The sequence below is a fragment of the Gracilimonas amylolytica genome, assembly GCF_002911695.1.
Taxonomy (GTDB): domain Bacteria; phylum Bacteroidota; class Rhodothermia; order Balneolales; family Balneolaceae; genus Gracilimonas; species Gracilimonas amylolytica.
Genome location: NZ_PQBS01000010.1, coordinates 70,343 through 92,457 on the forward strand (window position 1 = coordinate 70,343; position 22,115 = coordinate 92,457).

The 22,115-nt window shown below is 46.0% G+C and carries 20 protein-coding genes; 12 read left to right on the plus strand and 8 right to left on the minus strand.

Features of this window, described 5'->3' with window-relative positions; all coding sequences use genetic code 11:
- Positions 1–121 precede the first annotated feature (121 nt).
- Complete coding sequence (locus C3B73_RS02635) at positions 122–952, plus strand: SDR family oxidoreductase (protein WP_103664085.1); 831 nt, start codon at positions 122–124, stop codon at positions 950–952.
- 19 nt (positions 953–971) lie between these two features.
- Here C3B73_RS02635 and C3B73_RS02640 read toward each other — a convergent pair whose 3' ends face one another.
- The 4 genes from C3B73_RS02640 to C3B73_RS02655 form a co-directional block, all read right to left on the minus strand.
- Complete coding sequence (locus C3B73_RS02640) at positions 972–1,175, minus strand: hypothetical protein (protein ID WP_103664086.1); 204 nt, start codon at positions 1,173–1,175, stop codon at positions 972–974.
- A 181-nt stretch (positions 1,176–1,356) separates the two neighbouring features.
- On the minus strand, positions 1,357–1,836 hold the full coding sequence (locus tag C3B73_RS02645) for a DUF411 domain-containing protein (RefSeq protein ID WP_103664087.1): 480 nt from the start codon (positions 1,834–1,836) through the stop codon (positions 1,357–1,359).
- Positions 1,837–2,067: 231 nt separating this feature from the next.
- Positions 2,068–4,335, minus strand: a complete 2,268-nt coding sequence (locus C3B73_RS02650) for a heavy metal translocating P-type ATPase (RefSeq protein ID WP_103664088.1) — start codon at positions 4,333–4,335, stop codon at positions 2,068–2,070.
- Between the two features lie 467 nt (positions 4,336–4,802).
- Positions 4,803–5,021 carry a heavy-metal-associated domain-containing protein gene (locus C3B73_RS02655; protein ID WP_103664089.1) on the minus strand — a complete coding sequence of 73 codons (219 nt, stop codon included), beginning with the start codon at positions 5,019–5,021 and terminating at the stop codon, positions 4,803–4,805.
- Between the two features lie 188 nt (positions 5,022–5,209).
- Between C3B73_RS02655 and C3B73_RS02660 the strand changes: the two genes are divergently transcribed.
- Together C3B73_RS02660 and C3B73_RS02665 are read left to right on the plus strand one after the other, a co-directional pair.
- Positions 5,210–7,300 (plus strand): alpha/beta fold hydrolase, encoded by a 2,091-nt coding sequence (locus C3B73_RS02660; protein ID WP_232802951.1) that lies wholly within the window; start codon positions 5,210–5,212, stop codon positions 7,298–7,300.
- Positions 7,301–7,431: 131 nt separating this feature from the next.
- A complete protein-coding gene (locus C3B73_RS02665; RefSeq protein WP_103664090.1) occupies positions 7,432–8,493 on the plus strand; it encodes an MBL fold metallo-hydrolase in 1,062 nt (353 codons plus the stop codon).
- 11 nt (positions 8,494–8,504) lie between these two features.
- Here C3B73_RS02665 and C3B73_RS02670 read toward each other — a convergent pair whose 3' ends face one another.
- Entirely contained in the window at positions 8,505–9,164 is a 660-nt protein-coding gene (locus C3B73_RS02670; protein WP_103664091.1) for a hypothetical protein, read from the minus strand.
- Positions 9,165–9,197: 33 nt separating this feature from the next.
- A complete protein-coding gene (locus tag C3B73_RS02675; RefSeq protein ID WP_103664092.1) occupies positions 9,198–10,166 on the minus strand; it encodes an NAD(P)-dependent alcohol dehydrogenase in 969 nt (322 codons plus the stop codon).
- A 189-nt stretch (positions 10,167–10,355) separates the two neighbouring features.
- Between C3B73_RS02675 and C3B73_RS02680 the strand changes: the two genes are divergently transcribed.
- From C3B73_RS02680 to C3B73_RS02720, 9 genes are all read left to right on the plus strand, one after another.
- Positions 10,356–10,787: a hypothetical protein gene (locus tag C3B73_RS02680; protein WP_103664093.1), complete on the plus strand. Its 432-nt coding sequence runs from the start codon at positions 10,356–10,358 to the stop codon at positions 10,785–10,787.
- Positions 10,788–10,802: 15 nt separating this feature from the next.
- Positions 10,803–11,015 (plus strand): helix-turn-helix transcriptional regulator, encoded by a 213-nt coding sequence (locus C3B73_RS02685; protein ID WP_103664094.1) that lies wholly within the window; start codon positions 10,803–10,805, stop codon positions 11,013–11,015.
- A gap of 132 nt (positions 11,016–11,147) precedes the next feature.
- Positions 11,148–13,028 (plus strand): DNA polymerase III subunit gamma/tau, encoded by a 1,881-nt coding sequence (dnaX, locus tag C3B73_RS02690; protein ID WP_103664095.1) that lies wholly within the window; start codon positions 11,148–11,150, stop codon positions 13,026–13,028.
- An 87-nt stretch (positions 13,029–13,115) separates the two neighbouring features.
- The gene (locus C3B73_RS02695) at positions 13,116–13,463 is read left to right on the plus strand and encodes a YbaB/EbfC family nucleoid-associated protein (protein ID WP_103664096.1); all 348 of its coding nucleotides are present in this window, start codon (positions 13,116–13,118) and stop codon (positions 13,461–13,463) included.
- 74 nt (positions 13,464–13,537) lie between these two features.
- A complete protein-coding gene (recR, locus tag C3B73_RS02700; protein WP_103664097.1) occupies positions 13,538–14,140 on the plus strand; it encodes a recombination mediator RecR in 603 nt (200 codons plus the stop codon).
- Positions 14,141–14,254: 114 nt separating this feature from the next.
- Positions 14,255–14,632, plus strand: coding sequence for a GxxExxY protein (locus tag C3B73_RS02705; RefSeq protein WP_103664098.1), 378 nt, complete (start codon positions 14,255–14,257; stop codon positions 14,630–14,632).
- Between the two features lie 51 nt (positions 14,633–14,683).
- Entirely contained in the window at positions 14,684–16,564 is a 1,881-nt protein-coding gene (locus tag C3B73_RS02710) for a M1 family metallopeptidase (protein ID WP_103664099.1), read from the plus strand.
- Between the two features lie 118 nt (positions 16,565–16,682).
- On the plus strand, positions 16,683–17,837 hold the full coding sequence (locus C3B73_RS02715; RefSeq protein ID WP_103664100.1) for an NAD(P)-dependent malic enzyme: 1,155 nt from the start codon (positions 16,683–16,685) through the stop codon (positions 17,835–17,837).
- 117 nt (positions 17,838–17,954) lie between these two features.
- Positions 17,955–20,177, plus strand: a complete 2,223-nt coding sequence (locus C3B73_RS02720) for a DUF5916 domain-containing protein (RefSeq protein WP_103664101.1) — start codon at positions 17,955–17,957, stop codon at positions 20,175–20,177.
- Between the two features lie 194 nt (positions 20,178–20,371).
- Here C3B73_RS02720 and C3B73_RS02725 read toward each other — a convergent pair whose 3' ends face one another.
- On the minus strand, positions 20,372–21,496 hold the full coding sequence (locus C3B73_RS02725; RefSeq protein ID WP_103664102.1) for a class I SAM-dependent methyltransferase: 1,125 nt from the start codon (positions 21,494–21,496) through the stop codon (positions 20,372–20,374).
- 11 nt (positions 21,497–21,507) lie between these two features.
- A complete protein-coding gene (locus tag C3B73_RS02730) occupies positions 21,508–22,074 on the minus strand; it encodes a hypothetical protein (RefSeq protein WP_103664103.1) in 567 nt (188 codons plus the stop codon).
- Positions 22,075–22,115: the final 41 nt, after the last annotated feature.

The following is a 22,115-nucleotide window of genomic DNA, read 5'->3' on the forward strand; positions in this document are numbered from 1 at the left end:
GCAATTAATTTTTGCCTGAAGATACGGAATTTGAGACTTATGAAAACCGTTAGAAATCCCGTATCAATATTTAAAAAACGACGTATTACCTTTCAAAATTCAACAAGCTGAACAGTCAATCATGCAAAACAAATTAGTGGTGATCACCGGGGCTAACTCCGGAATCGGATTTGAAACTTCAAAAGCCTTAGCTAAGAAAGGCGCTTACCTTGTTATGGTTTGTCGAAATGAAGATAAAGCCATGAAAGCACGGCAGGAGATCATCGAAGCAACGGGTAACTCCGGCATCGAGATCGTGTTATGTGATTTTGCCATTCAGTCCGACATTCACTCAGCCGCTAAACAGATCACAGATGCTTATGATAAGATCGACGTACTTATCAACAACCATGGTTTCCTGGCTTCAGAAAAAGAAGAAACCGTTGACGGACTCGAAATGACCTTTGCGGTCAACCACATGGGGTATTTCCTTTTCACCAGCTTGTTGCTCGATCACATCAAAGCTGCAGACAGTGGCCGAATTATCAATGTGTCCTCTGACGCCCATAAAGCCGGCACCTTTGATCCTGATAACATTCAATTGAAGGATGGATACTCGCCATGGAAAGCCTATGGAAATTCCAAACTCTACAACATCCTGTTTACCAAAGAGCTGGCTGATCGCCTGGTGGATACCAATGTGACTGCGAATTGCCTTCACCCTGGAGTCGTGGCTTCAAATTTTGCCCAAAGTGGAGGTTTCTTTTCGAAGTTGTTTTTTACTCTGGGTAAACCCTTTCTGACCTCACCTGAAAAAGGAGCCGAAACTTCCATTTATCTCGCCAGTTCACCGGAGGTTGAAATGACCAACGGGGCTTATTTCAAAAACAAAAAAGCAGCCACACCGTCTAAAATAGCCCGGGATCCTGAAGCCGCTAAATTACTATGGGATATCAGCGAAAAGCTATGCTGATCGCATGAGTATGGGTAAGTTATTTGAAATTTACCTTGGTAATAATGATGCCAACCAGCATCACAACTGCCGAAATGATAATAGGATTGTAATCTCCGGTACTGATCGCGAAGTCTGCCCCAAAGGCTTCAAATGATTCAGATTCTTCATAATATTGCCAGCCGTAATAGATGATGCCTAATACACCCCCAATGGTCAGTATTCTTCCTATTGTGTCCTTCATTTTACTCCGAATTTATTTCCGATTTATTTATTAAACCCGGAACACAATACTTTGTTTCGCCAATAATTTCCATTTGAGCTTTTTATACAAAACAACAGCTTACAAAAAAACCCTTATCCAATGATCCAATGAATAAGGGTTTGATGCTAAATGTCTTTAATAAAGACGGGTCCGTATGTGATCAATAGGAAGAATATACGCTTGTGGAACCGTCATTATGAACCAGAAGCACATCATAGCTTTCCGGAGCGCGGCCCGGTGTTTCCATTCCCGGTGAACCGATCGGCATTCCCGGTACGGCCAACCCAATGGCATCGGGTTTTTCCCTTAGCATACGCTCCACATCGGCTCGTGGCACATGACCTTCCACCACATATCCTTCTACCAGGGCAGTATGACAAGAAGCGAGTTCTCGGGAGATCCCGTTATCGCGTTTTACCTGCATCAATACGGGAACCGGAACTTCTTCCACTGCAAAATCACCTTCATGCATGTGATCGCCCCATTTTGTACAGCACTGACAGCCTTCATTTTTATACATTACCACTTCAGTTCCGCTTTTAAACAGGTCGCTGGGTGACTCATTACCCGGCCAGAATAAAAAGGCGGCCACGCCGGCAGTTATTAGTAAACCAAGGATCAGGATCTTGTTATTGCTCATAGCTCTAATAAATAAAATTTTTGAATAGGATTTCGTCAAAGATAACCTTCTTACAGGAAATTTGTTTTATGCTGAATTATGAAAGTTTGTTAGGGTGCTTTTCGATCGGTATGGGTGGAAAGTTAGACTGGAATTGGATAGCATGAGGCGGAGCCTCCATTAGGCATTCCTGAGCGGAGCACCGGAACGAGGTTTAATTGGTCTGACGATTACATGAATTACCCTTAAAACTCAATCCAACTCCGCTTTACCCAGCCGCTTGGAGTTGAGTACGACTTTTATGGAACTGAAGGCCATAGCTACCTCAGCCAGTAAGGGATGCAGCATACCCACCACAGCAAGAGGTATCATGATCAGGTTGTAGAAAAAGGCCCAGAACAAATTTTGCTTGATCTTGGTAAACGTTGCCTTACTGAGATTGATCGCCCGCAATACGCCGGGTAGGTCGCCTTTTACGAGTACAATATCACCTGATTCTATGGCTACATCCGTTCCTGTTCCGATGGCAATGCCCACATCTGCCAGGGTCAGCGCCGGAGCATCATTGATGCCATCCCCTACCATAGCTACCACTTTGCCTAACTGCTGCAGTTTCCTGATCTCATCTGATTTCTGATCCGGCAGTACCTCAGCGATCACTTCATCAATACCGACCTTATCGGCAATGGCCTGACCGGTTTTGGCATTATCGCCCGTCAGCATGATGGTTGTTAATCCCAGCTTTCGGAATTCACTTATAGCCTCCAAACTGTCCGGCTTCACTTCATCCGCGATACCCAGAATGCCCAGCAGGTCTCCGGATAGGCATACATAAACGGCTGTTTTGGCCTCTTCTTCAAGTTGTTGTTTTTGCCGGGATCTCTCATCGGTGATCTCTGCACCCAGTTCTTCCATCAGTGATGCCGTTCCCACTCCCACGGCTCCCTCACCAACAATAGCTTTCACCCCTTTTCCGGTAATACTTTCAAAGCCGACTGAATTTAATAGTTCGATACCTTTTTCTGAGGCCGCATTCACCACAGCACGGGCCAGCGGGTGCTCTGAATTGTTTTCAACAGAGGCAGCCAGATTAAGCAGATCACTCTCGCTCAGTTCCCCAAAAGTGATCACATCGGTCACTTCCGGCTTCCCTTTGGTGATGGTTCCGGTCTTATCCAGCACAATGGTATCCACATCTTTCATACGCTGAATGGCTTCTCCCTTACGGATCAATATGCCGTTTTCAGCGCCCAATCCGGACCCAATCATAAGTGCTGTTGGAGTGGCTAATCCCAGAGCACACGGACAGGCAATGACCAGTACCGCGATCATCGCATAAAAAGCGAGGGCAGTGGAACCAAGATCAGGGTTTACCCATGGAATAAAGTCTGATGCCCAGATCACCAATCCGCCAAAAAGATCCGGAAATACCAGCCAGGCGGTTAAAGTCGAAAGGGCAAGCAAAAGTACCACCGGCACAAAGACGTTGGTCACCCGGTCGGCAAAATCCTGAATCGGGATCCTGGAGCCCTGAGCTTCTTCCACCATTTTGATCACCTGATTCAGAAAAGTATCCTTACCGATCTTGGTGGCTTTCACTTTTAAAACGCCATTGGTATTCAGGGTAGCGCCAATGACCTCATCTCCTTTGGTTTTCTCTACCGGCATAGACTCACCGGTGGCAATGGACTCATCCACACTGCTTTCCCCTTCTATTACCTCTCCATCGGTAGGGATCTTTTCTCCGGGGCGAACCAGCATCACATCCCCGATCTTCAGTTGGCTGACAGGGATCTTGATCTCTTCCCCATCTCTTAAAACGGAGGCTTCCTTTGCCCCCAGGGTCAATAACTTCCGAATGGCCTGTGAGGCACTCCCTTTGGCTTTGGTCTCAATGTACCGACCGGTGAGGTGGAAGGCCATGATCATGCCCCCTATCATGGCAAAGCTGTGAAAATCAGCTCCGATCCCAAAGGCATGCAGCAGCTTAACAAACCCGGTTGAAAGAGCCGCCAGTGACCCCATCGCGATCAGCACATCCATATTCGGGCTCAGATTTTTGGTTGACCGCCAGGCACTCTTCAGAGTTTCCCATCCCGGCACAAAAATGGCAAAACCTGACAACAGGATCATACCGGCTTCCATCCCGATCATACCAAAAAGCATATAATCGGCGATCCACATGGGTATCATCCATGCCAGCATGATGAGCGTCGGGACCCACGACCACACCATGTTTCTGCGGGCCGTATCCAGTTTCTTTTGCTCGCGTTCCTCAGCCTGTTTGGCTTTATCTTCTGTTTCTTCTGATTGCTGACGGACCAGTGTGAAACCGGCTTTGGTGACGGCCTCATCAAAAGTCTCTATGGAGATCTCTCCCTCATACTCAACCGTGGCCGATTCCGTGGCAAGATTTACCTGAGCCGATCGCACGCCCTCCAGGGCTTCAAGCTGTTTATCTACGGCATTGACGCAACCGGCACAATGCATGCCATCAATTTGGAACGTGGTTTTTTTCATGGGTAACAGATTTATATGATTTTTTTGCTTTTCAGGCATCAATGCGGACCGGAGGTCCGGGCGGTCCGGGCATGCATTCTCCCAATTTCATCGGGATGGTTTGGAACGAGCTTAATAATTATAAGTGTGAAACAGTATTCCAAAAAGCAACCTCGCAGCGTGCGAAGCTCCTGCGAGCGTTGCGGATCCAGGTTTAAACTATGACGTTGTCACACTGGACGCCTTATAATATTTTTGAAGAAACTTATTGAACATCAAGAGTCTCAAACAAGATCAAACATCTAAGTCCAAAAATAAGTTGAGATCCTTCGCGATCATCAATAATTCCTTTGTTACTATAACAGCGCTCAGGATGACAACCATCGGGAATGGTTCTTAAGAGAAGTTGTCATCCCGAGTGTGTACCAAGTTCCTAATTGTGATAATGTCTAACACGAGGGATCTCAAGGTAAGACATAGCTCTTAATTTAGTTTGAAATACCCGTCATCTGGTAACCGGCTTCTTCCACGGCTTTCCTGAAGTCTTCTTCCTTTACTTCATTCTCGTCGTAGTCCACTTCAGCGATGCCCTTTTCCAAATTGGCGATCGCGGTTTTTACTCCAGGCAGAGCGGCAAGGGTATTTTCAACCGTATTCACGCATCCGGAACATCCCATTCCGTCGATATTCAAAGTTATGGATCTCATGGTGCTTCTCGTTTTTTAGTTAAATTTTCTAATCAAAGATACTGAAGCTTCTGTACCCATAAATGCCGAATCCGTACTGAGGTTTATCAAATTTTGCGGAACCGATTAAACCAACTTTTTCAATATTTCTCCCCCAAAGTTTTTATCCTCTTTTCCACAATTAGTCAAATTTGAACCATCAAGATCCTATGAAGCATTTATTTACTGCCCTTGTAATGGTATTGTTTATCGGTGCCGACCTCACTGCACAAGCCCAACAATTTCCGGATGAATTAACCCTGAAGGATATTTTCCACGAACCATTCATCCCGGGAACCCGACCCTCTTTTTCACATTATTCACCCGACGGCAAGACTATCTATTTTAGCTGGAGTGATTCGGCCACTTCAGACCGGGAACTCTTTCAGGTTGGCCTGAGCGGTAAGAATCAAAAGGAAGCCCCGGAGGGTGTGGTCCGGAATTATGAACGGTCACCGGATGGTAAGCATGTATTGTTTACTGAGGATGGGGACCTGATCCTGGCTAACTCCAAGTTTGAAGAACAAAGACTGATCGTCGCTTCCAAGGATTTTGATTATAACCCGGTCTGGAATGCCGATGGTACTCAGTTTGCATTCGTTCAGAGCGGAGATGTTTGGATATCAGGCGTGGAAGAAGCTTTCATCAAGCAGATCACCAATAAAGCAGAAGATGACCCCGGTTACAGCGTAGCCGGATGGGCAGGCAACAAACTCTTGTTGAGTCAATTTGATAGTTCGGATTATACCGAATATTACTTCCCGGAATATGCCGGTCAATACGTAGAAACCGGATCAACCCGACGCGGTATTCCAAACCGAATATTTTCCGTAGCCCCGATCGATAGTGGTGACGTGGAAGTGATCCTGGAACACAAGGGATATGTGAGTTCTGATATCAGCGCTACCGGTAAACATTTTGCCCTGGATATCATCGACGCCCCCATGAAAAAGCGCCGGATCGAGGTGTTCAATACAAACGACCTTAGCTCAAAGGTTCTTTTTGAGGATTCCACCAAAGGCTGGCTCTATGGCACCAACATGGAATTTGCCCCGGCCACCGAACGCCTGATGTTTCAGAGCGAGCAGGATGGATGGAATCACATTTATACCGTCAATCCCGATGGATCAGGTTTTGAACAACATACTTTTGGGGAGTACGATATTCCCTGGGCAACCTGGATGGACGAACGTACCATTGTAATGGCTACCAATGAAATGGATCCGGGTGAAGTGCAATTGTACAGGCTGGATATCATCAACAATCTGCCAACCAAATTAACCTCAGCTGAGGGCTTCCGGCAAGATTTCAACTTAAGCCCTGACAGACGGTATGTTGTATACAGCAAAACCTATTTCAATGAGCCCTTTGATCTGTATATGGTCGATACCAAGATCCCTCAAAGAGAAGTACAGCTGACAAATTCTGTACCTGAGTCATTCTTTGAATATGACTGGCAGAAGGAAGATTACGTTCGGTTCACGGGTAGGGATGGAGAAACCCGTTTATCCATGTCGGTGCTAAAGCCGGAACGCAGAAACCCGGAGGGAAATCCGGTGGTGGTATTTGTTCACGGAGCCGGTTCTCTGCAAAATGTCTATAAAGGATGGTCAAGCAGTTACTGGCGCGAGTACATGTTTCATCAGTTCCTGACGCATGAGGGTTATTACGTGATCGAAGTAGATTACCGACACAGTACCGGATACGGCCGTAAATTCCGGGAGGATGTGACCAACTGGATGGGTAAGTACGAGACCGAGGACATTGAAGATGGTCTTGCCTTCCTGGCCGATAATTATGACAAAGCGGATACCTCCAGAGTAGGTATTTACGGAGGAAGTTATGGTGGATTCATGGCACTTTATGCCGTGGGAGTTTCACCGGAACACTTTGATGCTGCAGCCGCCTTGCGATCGGTCACCAACTGGGAGAACTACTACTACACCAATCCATGGTACACCCTGCCAAGACTGGGTGATCCCGAAGAATTTCCGGAACACTACGAACGCAGTAATCCCTTGACTTATGCGGATTCCCTGCAACGACCGGTCATCCTCCTGCATGGGCTCATTGATAATAATGTCGGGTTTCAGGATGCGGTACAATACATTGAGAGATTGGTTCAAACAGGCAACGAGAACTTTGAGATGATGATGTACCCTACCGAACGTCACAGTTTTCAGGATGAAGATGCCTGGTATGATGAGTATCGCAGGATCTATCAATTCTTTGAGGAGCATTTGAAGCAGAATGGTCAGTGATAAGGAAATAAGTATATAAGGGAACGTAATGAATGGATTTAAGGTCTGTATTACACAGTGCATAATATCACCTATTCCCTTATTTACTTATCCCCAAAAACCTTAAAGCAGCCGTTAAACAAAACCAACCCATGAAACTCATTGGTAAAATCGTGACCATACTTTTGATCCTGCTTATTACAGCCGCACTGTTTATCGCCTCTGTTGGCTGGTATGTATCGGAGCCGGGATATGAGGGTCCGGTCAGTGAGCACTTCAACGGAAATACCTTTGAAAACCCCGGAGAAGTTCCCGATAAATCCTTTATGGATGTCATGAAGTGGTACTTTCAAAGAGATCAGGGAGAATGGAGCCCAATTCCCGAATCTGAGATCACCTTTGCCAAAAAACCGGCTGAAAATGTCACCGATGGAATGACCATCACATATGTGAACCACTCCACCTTTCTGATTCAGGTGGCCGGGGTTAACATTCTGACCGATCCGGTGTGGAGTGATCGTGTGAGTCCGGTTAGTTTTGCTGGCCCCAAACGATTCCGCCCTGCCGGCATCCGATTTGAGGACCTTCCCCGTATCGATCTTATTGTTATCAGCCATAATCACTACGACCACCTGGATATTGAAACCCTTAAAAAGGTCCATAAAGCCTATGAGCCCCGTGTGATCGCCCCTCTTGGCGTTGGTCGCATGCTGAACAGTAACGGCATCTACAAGGTGTTTGAGTTAAACTGGTGGGAGGACAAAGTCATCGACAGCGACATCACGGTTCATGCCGTTCAGGCTCAGCACTTTTCTGCCCGCGGATTATTTGACCGTGATAAGACCTTCTGGAACGGCTATGTGATCGAAACCCCGGCCGGTGATGTTTATTTTGCCGGTGATACCGGTTATGGTCCCTTTTTCACAGAGATCGGTCAGCGTTACCCCGATATCAAAGTGGGGTTGATCCCTATCGGTGCCTACAAACCCCGCTGGTTCATGAAACCCATGCACGTCAATCCGAAAGAGGCCATTCAGGTTCATAAGGATGTGGGAGCTGAGATCAGCTTTGGCATGCACTTTGGTACGTTTCCACTCGCCGACGATGGCATGAAGGATCCTGAAAATGATTTTTCTGCAGCAATGCGCTTAAAGGAAAACCGAGGCGTGAATTTTAAGCTGCTGACGGAGGGAGATTCGTTTAGAGTTCGGTAAACTGCACCCGTTTACTGCAAGGAGAGCACGAGAAAACTCAAATAAAGCAGCACAGCCAATGGTACCCCCATTCTTTTCTCCTTTACACTACCGGTGTTAAAATTGAAAAAGGCACTGATCATGAATACCAACCCTAATACAGGGTAGGTTTCTGCAATACGCAGAAATTCTAAATTAGCGCCAAGAAGTAACAGGACGACTACTGCAAACAAGATGGCTGAAAACAGACTGCCATATCGAAATTTCTTTGGCAGCACTTCATTCTTCCCACCCCATGCATACGCACCAATCGGGTACCCTTTTGCCAGCAGCCCATGAAAAACAATGAATCCAAGCGAAACGAAAGTTGAACCCCAAACCAACCATGCCTTCAGGTCAAAATAATTGACATACGTTCTGCTATTGATGATGTCATTCCCTGCAAATTCTACAGTACACCTGTTCGAATGCAGATCGTAGTTGCTCCATACCATCAATTTATCCCCACTTCGTTCATATTTAAGCAGGTTTCCGGTATTCAGGGTCTTGGTTACATAATCTGCTGACTCCCCGGCATCAAACATCAGGCACAGGATCCGGATCTCTTTTTCAGCTTCGGTCCAGTATATTGCACCGGCCGACAATCCGAGTAGGACCCCGGCAAACAAGATATTTTTAATCAGCTTCAACATCCGCGATCAGAGTAAAAATCCTCAAAGATAGGTTTAGGTTGTAACGACCACAGCTCCTGATTTATGTCCTTTTGATACATACTCAAATGCATCATGGATAGCATCAAGATCATACTTCCGGTCAATGACGGATATAAGCTTTTTTTGATTGAAAAGCTCTGAGATAAAGAGCAAGTCCGCCGTTTTATCCTCATTTTTCCTAAGACCTGTTAAAGCCAGTATGCTTTTCTTATCAGTTCCCTTTGTCATCAACATATCAATCACGGAACCTAAACTCAGCACTGTTGTCAGGTAAATTCCCTGAGGACTAAGTAAGTGTTTCAATACACGCATCGAATACTTCCCAATTGTATCAAAAATGATATCAAACTGATCCTCAATGTCCTCCAATTTGGTTGTTTGATAGTTGATACAGTGATCGGCTCCCAAAGATGAGACCAGCTCTACCTTTTCTGAACTGCAAACGGCCGTTACTTCTGTCTCAAAATATTTTGCCAATTGAACGGCATAAGTACCCACACTGCCTGATGCTCCAATGATCAACACCCGATCTCCCTGTTTTATCTTACCGTGGTCTCTTAAAAACGGTAAAGCTGTGAGAGCTCCATAAGGTACGGCCGCAGCTTCTTCAAAAGAAAGACCTTCCGGTTTATGAACGATCGGATCCTTGTCAGAAACGATCACATACTCCGCATGAGCCCCATAATTTGTCCCACTGTCAGCTATGACCTCATCCCCGATCTTAAAGTCATTAACCTGTTCACCCAGAGCCTCTACCACACCGGATAATTCCGTACCAAGTGTTTTGATCCTGGGTGAAAATAAACCCGTTGCCATTCTGGGAAACAGATCGTTTCCTGACCTGAAAATAGCATCCACAGCTGTAACAGTGGTCGCTTTAACCCTGATGAGTATTTCATGTTCTTTTATTTTCGGAAGCTCAACCTCACTAACCACAATTGAGTCACGACTTCCATACTTTTTGAATAACGCTGCTTTCATTTTACCTGATCTTAAATGACTTGATCGCTCGGGTATCCTACATAGTTTTGATAGAAAAGTTGCACAGAATCATTACATAGACGTTTTTTCGAAATTATTTCAGCTCTCGAAAAAATAATTGACATTTCTATGTAACATATTTTTTACATCACGTAAAGAATACCCGACTCTTAACAACACATTATACTTATGTCAAAACAAGAAATATATGCCTGGACCTCACTGCTTTCATCAATTGCCATTTTAGGTTTTTATGGACTAACTATGTTTGGACTTCCCTCAGAATGGGCTGCCATTGAAGATCAATTATCATCCGTTTTGTTCAAGATCTTTCTGTTTGCCCTTATCGTAGAAGTTGGGATAGGTATCCTGAAAAACAAACATGAGGTAGAAAAAGATGAGCGTGATGAAAAGATAGCCGGTAAAGGATTTAAAAACGCTTATTACTTCCTGGCGATCGCGGTTTCGTTTGTTCTTTTTCAGGTGATCATGGATAACATCTTTTCCTATGCCCCATTTATGTACGGCACCCTATCTCTGATCCACCTGCTGGTGGTCACACTGGTTCTTTCCTCTGTAGTGAATCGTACAACACAGATCTACTTCTATCGAAAGATGTAAGGCAAGGACAAGAAGATGAAAGACAAAAAGATCGCAAATAATATCCGGACACTAAGATTTCAAAACGGGGAGATGACCCAGGCTGAACTGGCTGAAAAAGTGGGTGTAACCCGGCAAACCATTAACGCATTGGAGGCTGCCAAGTACTCCCCTTCCCTGGAACTGGCATTCAAAATTGCTCACGTATTTGGGGTAGGACTGGAAGAAGTATTTCAATATCAGGATTAGTATTTCATATGAACCATAAAAGTATTTCTAAACATAGAAATTTATTTCACACTACGTTTTTAATCCCCCAATTCACCCCAATTTTTTCTGTTCCTTTTTGTACATTGCTTTGATTGAAAAACCGATTTATCAATGTCAGACACTTACCGCGCACTTACCAGAAAATACCGGCCGACTTCCTTTGAGGATATTGTCTCACAGGATCATGTGAGCAACACCATCAAAAATGCGATCAAGCAGAATCGTTTGTCTCATGCGTACATGTTTTGCGGTCCGCGAGGAGTGGGTAAAACCACCATGGCGAGGGTGCTGGCCCGTACCATTAACGAGATCGACAGCAGCATTGACGGGGAGTCGCTGAATCAGACATTGAACATCGTTGAGATGGATGCCGCCTCCAATAATAAGGTGGATGATGTACATCACCTTCGCGAAAGCGTCCGGATCCCTCCGCAAAATGGTAAATACAAGGTCTTTATAGTGGATGAGGTCCATATGCTCAGTAAAGCGGCATTTAATGCCCTGCTAAAAACGCTTGAGGAACCGCCTGAGCACGCTATTTTCATTTTTGCCACCACCGAACCGCACAAGGTTCTGCCTACCATTTTATCCCGCGTTCAGCGGTTCGATTTCAAACGAATTTCAGTAGATGAGATCGTTCAGCGTTTGCGCAAGATCTCCCTGGATGAAGATATTTCCATTGATGAGGAATCCCTGCATGTGATCGCTAAAAAAGCGGACGGAGCCCTGCGCGATGCCCTTGGGCTCATGGATCAGGCTATAGCATTCTGTGGTGATACCATCACTCACAACGAACTGCTGCAGGCACTCAATGTGGTGGGAACCGATCGCCTGTTTGAATTTATGGAGTGCGTTAAGGATCATGATGCCGACCGTGGACTGGAACTGATCAACACGCTGCTTCAGGAAGGCTATGACATTCAGGAATATCTGATAGGGTTGACGGAACACCTCCGGAATTTGTACATCGCTCACGAAACATCTAAGCTGTACCTGGTGGAGGCCTCTGAGGAAACCAAAAAACGGTATCAGCAGACGGCCGGAGATTTTTCACGGGATGACCTGATGCGCATGCTGCATATCATCAGCGAAGCACAGATCAAGTTGAAGGATGCGAGTCAGCCAAGAATACAGTTTGAGATCACCCTGCTGAAGCTCATTCACATGGAGCGGAGTGAGCAACTTTCTGAACTGCTGGCCGGACTTCAGGAGTTAAAAAAAAACTCCGGTAACTTCGTAGCCCCTTCCCAAAACGGTTCAACCCAAAAAGAAGTGAAGCCTGAACCTGAAGAACAGGCCGAAAAAGTATCTGAACCGGTTGATGAGACCGAATCAACTGAGGAAAACCTCGAACCTCAGCCCCTCAACCCCTCAACTGACTCTGAAGCAGTAGGATCGGACGGTAGCTCTCCCGGACCAAAAGAATCTGAAATTGAGGTCGAAGCTGAAGCTGAAGTCGATACTCAAATTGAAGAAGAGGAAGACGATGATTTTGATATTGGCGCTCCTGCTTTGATCACTACCTTAGCCCGAAAGGCCCGTGCATCGGTTCAGTCCGAAAAGCAGAAACAAACGGCACCGTCTAATGGTGCCCCTACGGAAACCTCTTCTGAAAAAGACCTCCCTGAGAAGATCACCACAGAATATGTTCAGGAGATCTGGGTTGAATACCTGGAGTCATTAAAAGGTGATTTCCCTATGCTTTTACATCTGCAGATGGAGCGAACCAAAGTTAAGAAGGTTAAAGGCGGAGAACTTCACCTGGAGTGTGATAACAGTTTTGCCCAGAAAATGCTGGATGAGCAGAGTACGGATCTGCAGTTCAAGCTAAAGGAATTTACAGGCAGCGTACTGCGTTTTAACATCTCCGTGGGTGAGATAGATGAAAAAGACAAACCCATGAGCGTGTACGAGCGCTTTAAACAAATACAACAAAAAGACCCCATCATACGTGATATCGTTGAGATCTTTGGGGCTGAACTTGAATATTAACACCTGCCACCCCATGAATGACCCGTGCTTTTACGCCAGTGGTCAAAGTGGCATTACATCGAATTCACTAAATCAAATCGAAGACTTATGAACAATTTTAACATGGCCGATATGTTTGGCAAGATCCAGGAAATGCAATCGAAAATGCAGGAGGCGCAGGAAGGCCTCAACGACGTGATCGTAGAGGCTGAAGCCGGCGGTGGCATGGTGAAAGTGAAAGCCAACGGCAACAAGCAGATCGTTTCCATTGAAATGGACAATGATGTGGTTGATCCGGCCGACAAAGAAATGCTGGAAGACCTGATCGTGGCCGGTGTTAACAAAGCTCTTGAAAAAGCTGAGGAGGCATCTAAAGAAAAAATGCAGGAAATGTATAAGAATATGATGCCCGGCGGCGGTATTCCCGGAATGGACATGTCTAAATTTGGACTATAAATCAGGTACAAGGTTCAAGGGGTTAGGTTTCAGAAACACTAACACCTAATACCTTGCGCCTTGCCTCTTAAAACATGCAAATAACCTCAGAATATTTAGAACGGGCGATCGAGCAGCTTTCCAAGCTCCCGGGAACCGGCAGAAAATCAGCTCAGCGTATTGCCATCCATCTTTTAAAACAGAATAGCGATTATGCCCTTAGTCTGGCTCAGGCTATCGTTGACCTCAAGGAAAAGGTAACCCGATGTTCCGTTTGTGGAAATGTAAGTGATTCCGATCCTTGCAAGATCTGTGATAACCCCAAAAGAGATCCCTCAGCCATTTGTGTGGTGGAAGAATTCAATGATGTCTATATCATCGAAAAATCGAATGAATTCCGGGGCCGATATCATGTTCTTGGAGGCGTGATCTCTCCTATGGACAACATTGGTCCCGACAAATTACGTATTCAGGAATTACTGAAACGGGTCGGGGAAGATGATCAGATCAATGAAGTGATATTAGCTTTGAACCCGGATGCGGAGGGTGAGGCCACGTCTTACTACATCAACAAATTATTGAAGCAATATGATGTGCAGGTAACGCGTATTGCCTATGGAATTCCTATGGGAACCGAACTGGAGTTCATCGATGAAGCCACTTTAAGCCGTGCCTTCGCCAGCCGGAACTCTTTTTAATCATGGGCTTAGCAAACTCTGCGAAACCCTTGCGTTCTTTGCGGTTTATTTTAACTTGGTCTGTTACCGCAGAGATCGCTGAGATCATGCAAAGTACGCTAAGAACAAACGACCATGACAGAGAATGATATTTCAAAAATAGTTTTGGATTCTGCCATTCAGGTTCACCGGGCGCTTGGTCCCGGCTTGTTAGAATCAGCATACCAAAAATGTTTAGCGTATGAATTGATGCAGCAGAATTTGTTTGTTGAAACAGAAAGAGGACTCCCTTTAGTTTATAAAGAAGTTGAAATGGAAGTTGGCTACAGAGTTGATATCTTTGTTAACCATAAAGTCATTGTAGAGATTAAATCAGTTGATGCCCTCAACGACATTCATTTAGCTCAGGTTTTAACATATTTAAAATTATCTGATTCAAAACTTGGCTTACTTATTAACTTCAATACTAATTTATTAATAAACGGTTTTCGACGAGTTGTAAATAACCTCTAACTCCGCGTGCTTTGCGTAAACTTTGCGCTCTCTGCGGTAAATTTATACTGTATGAAAAAACTACTATCGCTACTACTAATTACCATCTTAACACTGCCTGTTTTGCAGGCTCAGAACCGTGATTACTGGCAACAGCACGTGGATTACACCATGGAGATTGACGTGGATGCTGAAAACCATCAATATGCGGGTAAGCAAACATTGGTTTACACCAATAATTCGCCCCACACCCTGGATCGGGTTTACTACCACCTGTATTTCAATGCCTTCCAGCCGGAAAGCATGATGGATATTCGCTCCAGAACCATCGTTGATCCGGATCGCCGGGTGGGTGACCGCATCTACAATCTTTCCGAAGATGAGATCGGTTACCAAAGAGTGAATTCACTTACACAAAACGGTCGTGCCGTAGATTATGAAACGGACGGCACCGTGCTGGTAGTTGACCTTAACGAGCCGATCGGCCCAGGTGAAAAAGCCACATTCGAAATGGAATGGGATGCTCAGGTTCCCTTGCAGATCCGCCGCTCCGGCTGGAATAACGCTGAGGGTGTTGAGTTCTCAATGAGTCAGTGGTACCCTAAAATGGCTGAATATGACTACCAAGGCTGGCATCCAAATGAGTACGTTGGACGTGAATTCCACGCTCCATTTGGCAATTTTGACGTCAAGATCACCATCGATCAGGATTATGTATTAGGTGGAACCGGTGTTCTCCAAAACCCGAATGAGATCGGCTACGGATATGAAGAAGAAAGTGCACGTGTAGAGCGCCCACGTGGTGATAAAATGACCTGGCACTTTAAGGCCGAAAATGTGATCGATTTCTTCTGGGGAGCCGATCCGGATTTCAAACACGTTACGGCTCAGGTTCCCAACGGACCAAAACTACATTTTCTGTATCAGCAGCCTGCCGTTGTTGAAGGAGCTTCAGACGAAGCCAACGCTCAGTACACAGAGAATTGGGAGCAGCTGGTGGAATACACCATCGGTGCTTTTGAATATGCCAATGAGCACTTTGGTGAGTATCCCTATCCGCAATACACCAACCTGCAAGGTGGTGACGGCGGAATGGAATACCCTATGGGAACCCTTATTACCGGTGGAAGAAGCCTTGGTAGCCTGGTTGGCGTGATGGTTCACGAAATGTATCACAGTTGGTTCCAGAATGTGCTGGCCACCAACGAAAGCCTGCTCGAATGGATGGATGAAGGCTTCACCAGTTTTGCTTCCTCAGAAACCATGGCTCATTTATTTGACCGTGACGGCAATGTTCACTCCGGCTCCTACCGAAGCTACAATTACATTGTTCAAAGCGGCAATGAAGAGCCTATGACCACCCATGCCGATCATTACAATACCAATGGCGCATACAGTGTGGCCGCATATTCCAAAGGAGCTGTATTCCTGAATCAACTGGAGTACATTATCGGTAAAGAAGATTTCCGGAACGGTATGCTGAAATACCATGAAACCTGGAAAATGAAGCATCCTACCGCCCTCGATTTCGTTAACATCATGGAGCAGGAATCCGGTATGATCCTCGACTGGTATTACGAATATTTCGTGCAAACCACGAAGACCATCGATTACGGAATTGAATCGGTAGTGGGAGACGAGAACAAGACCGTTGCCAAACTTGAGCGCAACAAATTGATGCCTATGCCACTCGATATTGTGGTGGAATACACCAATGGTGAAAAGGAATTGTTCTACCTGCCACTGCGTATGATGCGTGGCGAAAAACCAATCGAAACCGACATGAAGCGCACGGTTCTGCGAGACTGGACCTGGGTTGAGCCGACTTACAACCTGGTGATCAACAAACCGGCCTCACAGATCAAGAGCATCACCATTGATCCAACCGAGCGTTTAGCTGATATTAATTCAGATAATAATTCTTTCGATGTGGCTTCAATGTTGAGTGAATAATTCCTTATTTTTAGCAGATCATCTAAAGGCGTTGCTCATTGCAACGCCTTTTTTATTTAATGAACTTTTTAAAACTCACTTTAATTAAGCTTACATACGCTTAAACTCATCATATACCATGTCCCAAAAAGATTACGCCAAACTGGCTCTCGAAGCACACGAAAAATACAAAGGCAAGATCTCTGTTGAACCCAAAATGCCTCTCGAAACCAAAGACGACCTGAGCATTGCCTATACACCCGGTGTGGCCAAACCATGTCAGGAGATCGCTGAAGACAAGGAAAAAGCTTACACATACACAGCTAAAGGAAATATGGTGGCCGTGGTCAGTGACGGCTCTGCGGTTTTAGGTCTTGGAAATATTGGCCCCGAGGCTTCTCTCCCGGTTATGGAAGGAAAATCCGTACTGTTCAAAAAGTTTGCCAATGTAGATGCCTTTCCCATCATCCTTGATACACAGGATACCGACGAGATCATCCATACGGTAAAAAATATTGCTCCCGGTTTTGGCGGTATCAACCTGGAAGACATCTCGGCTCCACGCTGTTTTGAAATTGAAAAGCGACTGAAGCAGGAACTCAACATCCCTGTATTTCATGACGATCAGCATGGTACAGCTATTGTAACGCTGGCCGGAATGTACAACGCTCTTGAACTCACTCATAAAGAAATGAGTGAACTTCAGGTAGTGGTCAATGGAGCGGGCGCAGCCGGTGTGGCTATTGTGAAGTTATTATTTGCCGCCGGAGTTAAAGATGTCATTATGTGCGACAGCCGTGGGATCATTTACAAAGGAAGAAAAAGCCTGAATCACACGAAGAAGGAAATGGCTGAGATCACTAATAAACAAGGGCGTAAAGGGTCTCTGGAAGATGCGGTTAAAGACATGGATGTCTTCATCGGTGTTTCCGTGCCTAATGTATTGTCCGGGGAAATGGTTCGAAGCATGAACGATAATCCCATGATCTTCGCGATGTCGAATCCGGATCCTGAAATTCTGCCGGAAGATGCCAAAGCAGCCGGAGCTGCAGTCGTTGCAACCGGTCGCTCAGACTTCCCTAATCAGATCAATAATGTACTCGCCTTTCCGGGATTGTTCCGCGGTGCCTTGGATGCCCGCATCACGCGCTTGACCACAAAAATGTTCATCACAGCCGCTAAAGCCATTGCCGACTGTGTGGAAGATGTGACCCCGGATAAGATCATCCCAAGTCCCTTTGATGAGCGTGTTCCACAACGTGTAGCAAATGCCATCATCGAAAGTGCCGAATAACTGTGGCTATTCAGACCGGAGGTGTAGCTTCGATATCTTTTTACAAAATGCACCTCCGCCTGATATTCAAAATCTTTACTTTCCCTGACTTCTATCAACAAAAATATCAGGAAAGTAATGAGGTCCATATATTTAGCCGCCTGTGTACTAATTTTCACAGCGTTTTCATTCAGTGCATTCGGGCAAATACAACCACCGGTTCCGGATCCCACCGATTTTGAAGTCACGGCTGTATTCACCGAAAATCCACCTTTTGTAGATGGAGACCTGAGTGACGAGGTTTGGCAGGATATTCAACCCATCACGAACCTGACACAGGTCTGGCCAAACGACGGTGCTGAAGCCACTGAAGACTCTGAGGTCAGGATCGCCTATGACCGCGATCACCTCTATTTCGCATTCCGTTTTTATGATAAGGATCCCGAGCTGATCCGCGCCAAGAACCTGGAACGGGGTGGCCGCAACAACCGGGATGATCACGCCTATATCGGTATCGACACCTATCGCGATGGCCGTAATGCCTACCTGTTTGAAATGAATGCGCTTGGCACTCAGGATGATGCCCTGGTAACCGATGAAAAGATCAGCTACGAAAGTTTTTCGTGGGATGCGGTTTTCATCAGCGAAACCAAGATCGATGAGGAGGGATGGACCCTTGAGGTTTCCATTCCGTTCAGGCAGCTTCGCTTTCCGGAAGGTGATGAACTTGAGTTTGGGCTTATGGTCTCACGTATGATCAACCGTAAGAACGAACGTGTGCTCTGGCCGGCTATCGGGATGGAATACGGGGGCAGTTTTGGCGTGTTGGCCGCCGCCTCCCAATACGGAACTTTGAAAGGCATCCGGAATATTCGGCGTGGGAATAATATTGAGTTAAAGCCTTATGTGATCTCAGGGGTGCAGGAAGTGCGACCGGATCTTCAGAACGAAGCGACCGATACCGATTATACCTACGACATTGGCGGTGATATGAAATGGGGGATCACTTCTAACCTGACTTTGGATATGACCGTAAACACCGACTTTGCTCAGGTGGAATCCGATAATGTACAGCTGAACCTTTCCCGTTTCAGTCTCTTCTTCCCGGAGAAACGGGAGTTTTTCCTGGAACGAGCCGGTCTGTTTGAACATGGTAATGCACGTTCAACCCAAACCTTTTTCTCAAGGCGAATTGGCCTGACCGATCAGATCCTGACCGGGGCCCGCATGACCGGGCAGGTTGGCCGATTCTCGATCGGTGCCATGAATATTGAAACAGGTGACAAACTGAAGCAGGCCTTTGGCAGTCAATCGGTTAATAATTCGGTAGCGAGGATCCGAACCAATGTCTTTCCAAGAGCAACCGTTGGCAGTATCATCACTAACGTGGAGCAGGTTGATGGATATAATCGCGCCCTCGGGTTTGATACAAAATACCGGTTCTGGACTTCCAGTGAATTTAATGCCTGGTACACAAAGGTCTGGGATAACACCGATATCCTGAACGATCAGGCAGGTCATGCCAGCCTTCAGCTTCAGAATGACACCTACGAAGCCGGTGGTTCATTTACAAGTGTGGGAGCAAACTACGCGCCGGCACTTGGGTTTGTGAGACGCCTTGATATGAGGGAATACTCGGGTAATCTGGGATATAACCCAACGGTCGATATCGCGGCCATACCCGGTATCCGGCGATTCAACATAGGAACCGATTATGATTATATAGAAGGACAGAATGGGGTCAAACAATCGACCTATTGGTCCGGAAGTATAAGTGCTGAATTCAGTAGAAATCAAAACATAACCCTTTCTGCTAACCGGGAATTTGAACGTTTATTTTCCCCGTTTTCCATCCGGCCTGATGCTATCATACCGGCCGGTGAATATACTTTCGACAGAGTAGGACTTAGCATTACAACCGATGAAAGTCAGCGTGTTTTTGGGTCGGCATCAGCGGGCATTGGTGAGTTTTTCAATGGAAACAGAACAGAATTTGGTGGCAGTATTGGGTTTCGTCAGTCCAAACATTTACACCTTGAGGCCAATTTAGATCACAGTATCATTGACCTGCCAATCACTAACGGTGAGTTTGAAGCCACCACCGTCTCAACTTCCATTCTGGGCGCCCTGAGCCGCAAGCTCTTTGCCAAAGCTCTGATACAGTACGATAATTTCTCAAGAGATCTTCAGGCAAACCTCAGGGTAAACTGGATCCACACACCCGGCAGTGACCTTTTCTTCGTCATCAATACCTCCTATCACCTAACCGGCGATAACGAAATGCTCTTCGACCCAAGGCGTGATATGATCATGAATAGTCAGGCCGCCGTTGCCAAGATCACGTATTTGATCATGTTGTAATGGGTAGGATAACTCCATCATTCAGTTCCGCTTATACCTAACCTATAAAGTAAGAACCTAAATGGAACCGGGTGATGGAGTGGGTAAAGGGTTAGGTGGTTAAATCAAACTCATCCATCACCCCGTCCATTGCCATAGTCATCTTTCCGATACTTAATTATATAGGACGAAATGATGGATTTTCGTCATTCAGGTTACTTACCTTCGCACCCACATTCATAAACAATAAACTTATCGTTTTGAGCCAGCACATTTACCTTGAAGAGCTTCTCAAGGTGGGTTTTGTAGTTTAGGTGCTGATTGGCTACGCAGACAAACCGGCCGGCGGGTTTTAACTTCTCCGATACCTCCCTGAACAACCGAATGGTGACCTCGATATTTGTTTCGTGACCAAAATGAAAAGGTGGATTACTAACGGCCAGATCTATACTTCGATCGGGGATTTCATCCAGGCGGTCGTTCCAGTAATAGTGTATGCCCGGACCCTCGATATTAAGACGGGCAGATTCTATCGCAAGATACGAATCATCAGTCAGGTAGATCTCTGCTTCCGGTTTCTGAAGCTGTATCGCCTTGGCGATCACCCCATTCCCACAAGCCATATCAAGAATGTGATCTTCTGAATCCCTGACCTTAAGCTGACTGATCAAAAACTGTGTGGCATAATCGATATGATCTGAAGAGAACACCCCATAATGCTGCTGTAGCTTTTGGTTATTTGTACCGTCAAAATCATAATCAAGCCGGTGAACAAGGGGCTTATTGACGGATGGCTTCCTTCCTTTCAACACCAGAACCCTCGATTTCTTTCGCGCCAGGCTTTGTTTAACATGCTCAAAGTAGGTCTCTGCAATACTCAGCATCTGCGGCGTGAAATATTTGGTCATGAATCCGCAGAATACCACTCCGTCATCCTTTAAATGAGTGTGAACCTGATGCAGATACAGCTCAAACAGATCCATCGATTTTGGGGTGTTTAGTACTACCCGGTCAAACTTTTGGGGCGGCTGATCCAAAGGATGCATAAAATGAATCTTACCGGGATCTACCTGATTCGCCTCAAGGTTTTGAAGAATAGACCGCTCCTGACTTTTTCGCTCTAAGATCACGGTTGGCTCAAATCGGTTCAGCAGACAACTTAAAAACCCAAACCGGTCATTCACGATCCCTATGTTGGCATCAGGTTTTAGTTGTTCACCCTCAAAGATATGATCGATCAGATATTCATCGGCTGCACTCCAGGCTCGCAGTGATCGGTTGGTTGTTTTAGGGTAGCGTGAAAAGGAGTAGGTTTTACCCCCGAGATCGTATGTATCCACAAATGTGATCCTTAGAATAAGCTGGTTTGCTCTTTATCTTCTTTCTGAGCCTGCTCGATCTGCGGTTCGTCGGTCGGGGTGAAGGTCTTTAGCATTTCCGGCATGAACCTCTTTTCATAGATGCGCCGGGCAATCCCGTGGAGGGCTTTTTCTCCCCGGGGTGTGATCCTCAAAAACCCGGAATCATCTTCATCCAGAAAACCAAACGAACGCAGGTCATTCACGATCAGATAGGCCAGCTTCTCGGTCACACCGGCACTTTTTTCAACATATTCCCGGTGTGGAGGTTCATCTTCACTGATGTACACCGTTCCCAGTACATTCAATTCAACATCCGTCAGCGGGAAACCTTCACTGCCCTTGGTCAGCATCTCATCCCAGGTACCTTGTGAGTAATACAACCCAAACCACCACTTGGCTTCGCGCAGTAAGTGCCCCGTCGAGGCACATGCAAAGGGCTGCCCGGGCTGAGCTTTTCTCGGTTCACCCCGGCTGCGATACATATTCACCATCGTAGCCAGATCCAGTTCATGGATATTCGGTGGATATCGGAAATAAAAATCGCTGCGTTTTTGCATCAGATCCTTAAGCTGTCTTTATGTTATTGACAGTAGTGAAT

What these genes read in the sequence shown, in the direction of transcription:
- C3B73_RS02635 (WP_103664085.1), top strand. Translation starts at nt 122, where the DNA reads ATGCAAAACAAATTAGTGGTGATCACCGGGGCTAACTCCGGAATCGGA.
- C3B73_RS02640 (WP_103664086.1), bottom strand. Translation starts at nt 1,175, where the DNA reads ATGAAGGACACAATAGGAAGAATACTGACCATTGGGGGTGTATTAGGC.
- C3B73_RS02645 (WP_103664087.1), bottom strand. Translation starts at nt 1,836, where the DNA reads ATGAGCAATAACAAGATCCTGATCCTTGGTTTACTAATAACTGCCGGC.
- C3B73_RS02650 (WP_103664088.1), bottom strand. Translation starts at nt 4,335, where the DNA reads ATGAAAAAAACCACGTTCCAAATTGATGGCATGCATTGTGCCGGTTGC.
- C3B73_RS02655 (WP_103664089.1), bottom strand. Translation starts at nt 5,021, where the DNA reads ATGAGATCCATAACTTTGAATATCGACGGAATGGGATGTTCCGGATGC.
- C3B73_RS02660 (WP_232802951.1), top strand. Translation starts at nt 5,210, where the DNA reads ATGAAGCATTTATTTACTGCCCTTGTAATGGTATTGTTTATCGGTGCC.
- C3B73_RS02665 (WP_103664090.1), top strand. Translation starts at nt 7,432, where the DNA reads ATGAAACTCATTGGTAAAATCGTGACCATACTTTTGATCCTGCTTATT.
- C3B73_RS02670 (WP_103664091.1), bottom strand. Translation starts at nt 9,164, where the DNA reads ATGTTGAAGCTGATTAAAAATATCTTGTTTGCCGGGGTCCTACTCGGA.
- C3B73_RS02675 (WP_103664092.1), bottom strand. Translation starts at nt 10,166, where the DNA reads ATGAAAGCAGCGTTATTCAAAAAGTATGGAAGTCGTGACTCAATTGTG.
- C3B73_RS02680 (WP_103664093.1), top strand. Translation starts at nt 10,356, where the DNA reads ATGTCAAAACAAGAAATATATGCCTGGACCTCACTGCTTTCATCAATT.
- C3B73_RS02685 (WP_103664094.1), top strand. Translation starts at nt 10,803, where the DNA reads ATGAAAGACAAAAAGATCGCAAATAATATCCGGACACTAAGATTTCAA.
- dnaX (WP_103664095.1), top strand. Translation starts at nt 11,148, where the DNA reads ATGTCAGACACTTACCGCGCACTTACCAGAAAATACCGGCCGACTTCC.
- C3B73_RS02695 (WP_103664096.1), top strand. Translation starts at nt 13,116, where the DNA reads ATGAACAATTTTAACATGGCCGATATGTTTGGCAAGATCCAGGAAATG.
- recR (WP_103664097.1), top strand. Translation starts at nt 13,538, where the DNA reads ATGCAAATAACCTCAGAATATTTAGAACGGGCGATCGAGCAGCTTTCC.
- C3B73_RS02705 (WP_103664098.1), top strand. Translation starts at nt 14,255, where the DNA reads ATGACAGAGAATGATATTTCAAAAATAGTTTTGGATTCTGCCATTCAG.
- C3B73_RS02710 (WP_103664099.1), top strand. Translation starts at nt 14,684, where the DNA reads ATGAAAAAACTACTATCGCTACTACTAATTACCATCTTAACACTGCCT.
- C3B73_RS02715 (WP_103664100.1), top strand. Translation starts at nt 16,683, where the DNA reads ATGTCCCAAAAAGATTACGCCAAACTGGCTCTCGAAGCACACGAAAAA.
- C3B73_RS02720 (WP_103664101.1), top strand. Translation starts at nt 17,955, where the DNA reads ATGAGGTCCATATATTTAGCCGCCTGTGTACTAATTTTCACAGCGTTT.
- C3B73_RS02730 (WP_103664103.1), bottom strand. Translation starts at nt 22,074, where the DNA reads ATGCAAAAACGCAGCGATTTTTATTTCCGATATCCACCGAATATCCAT.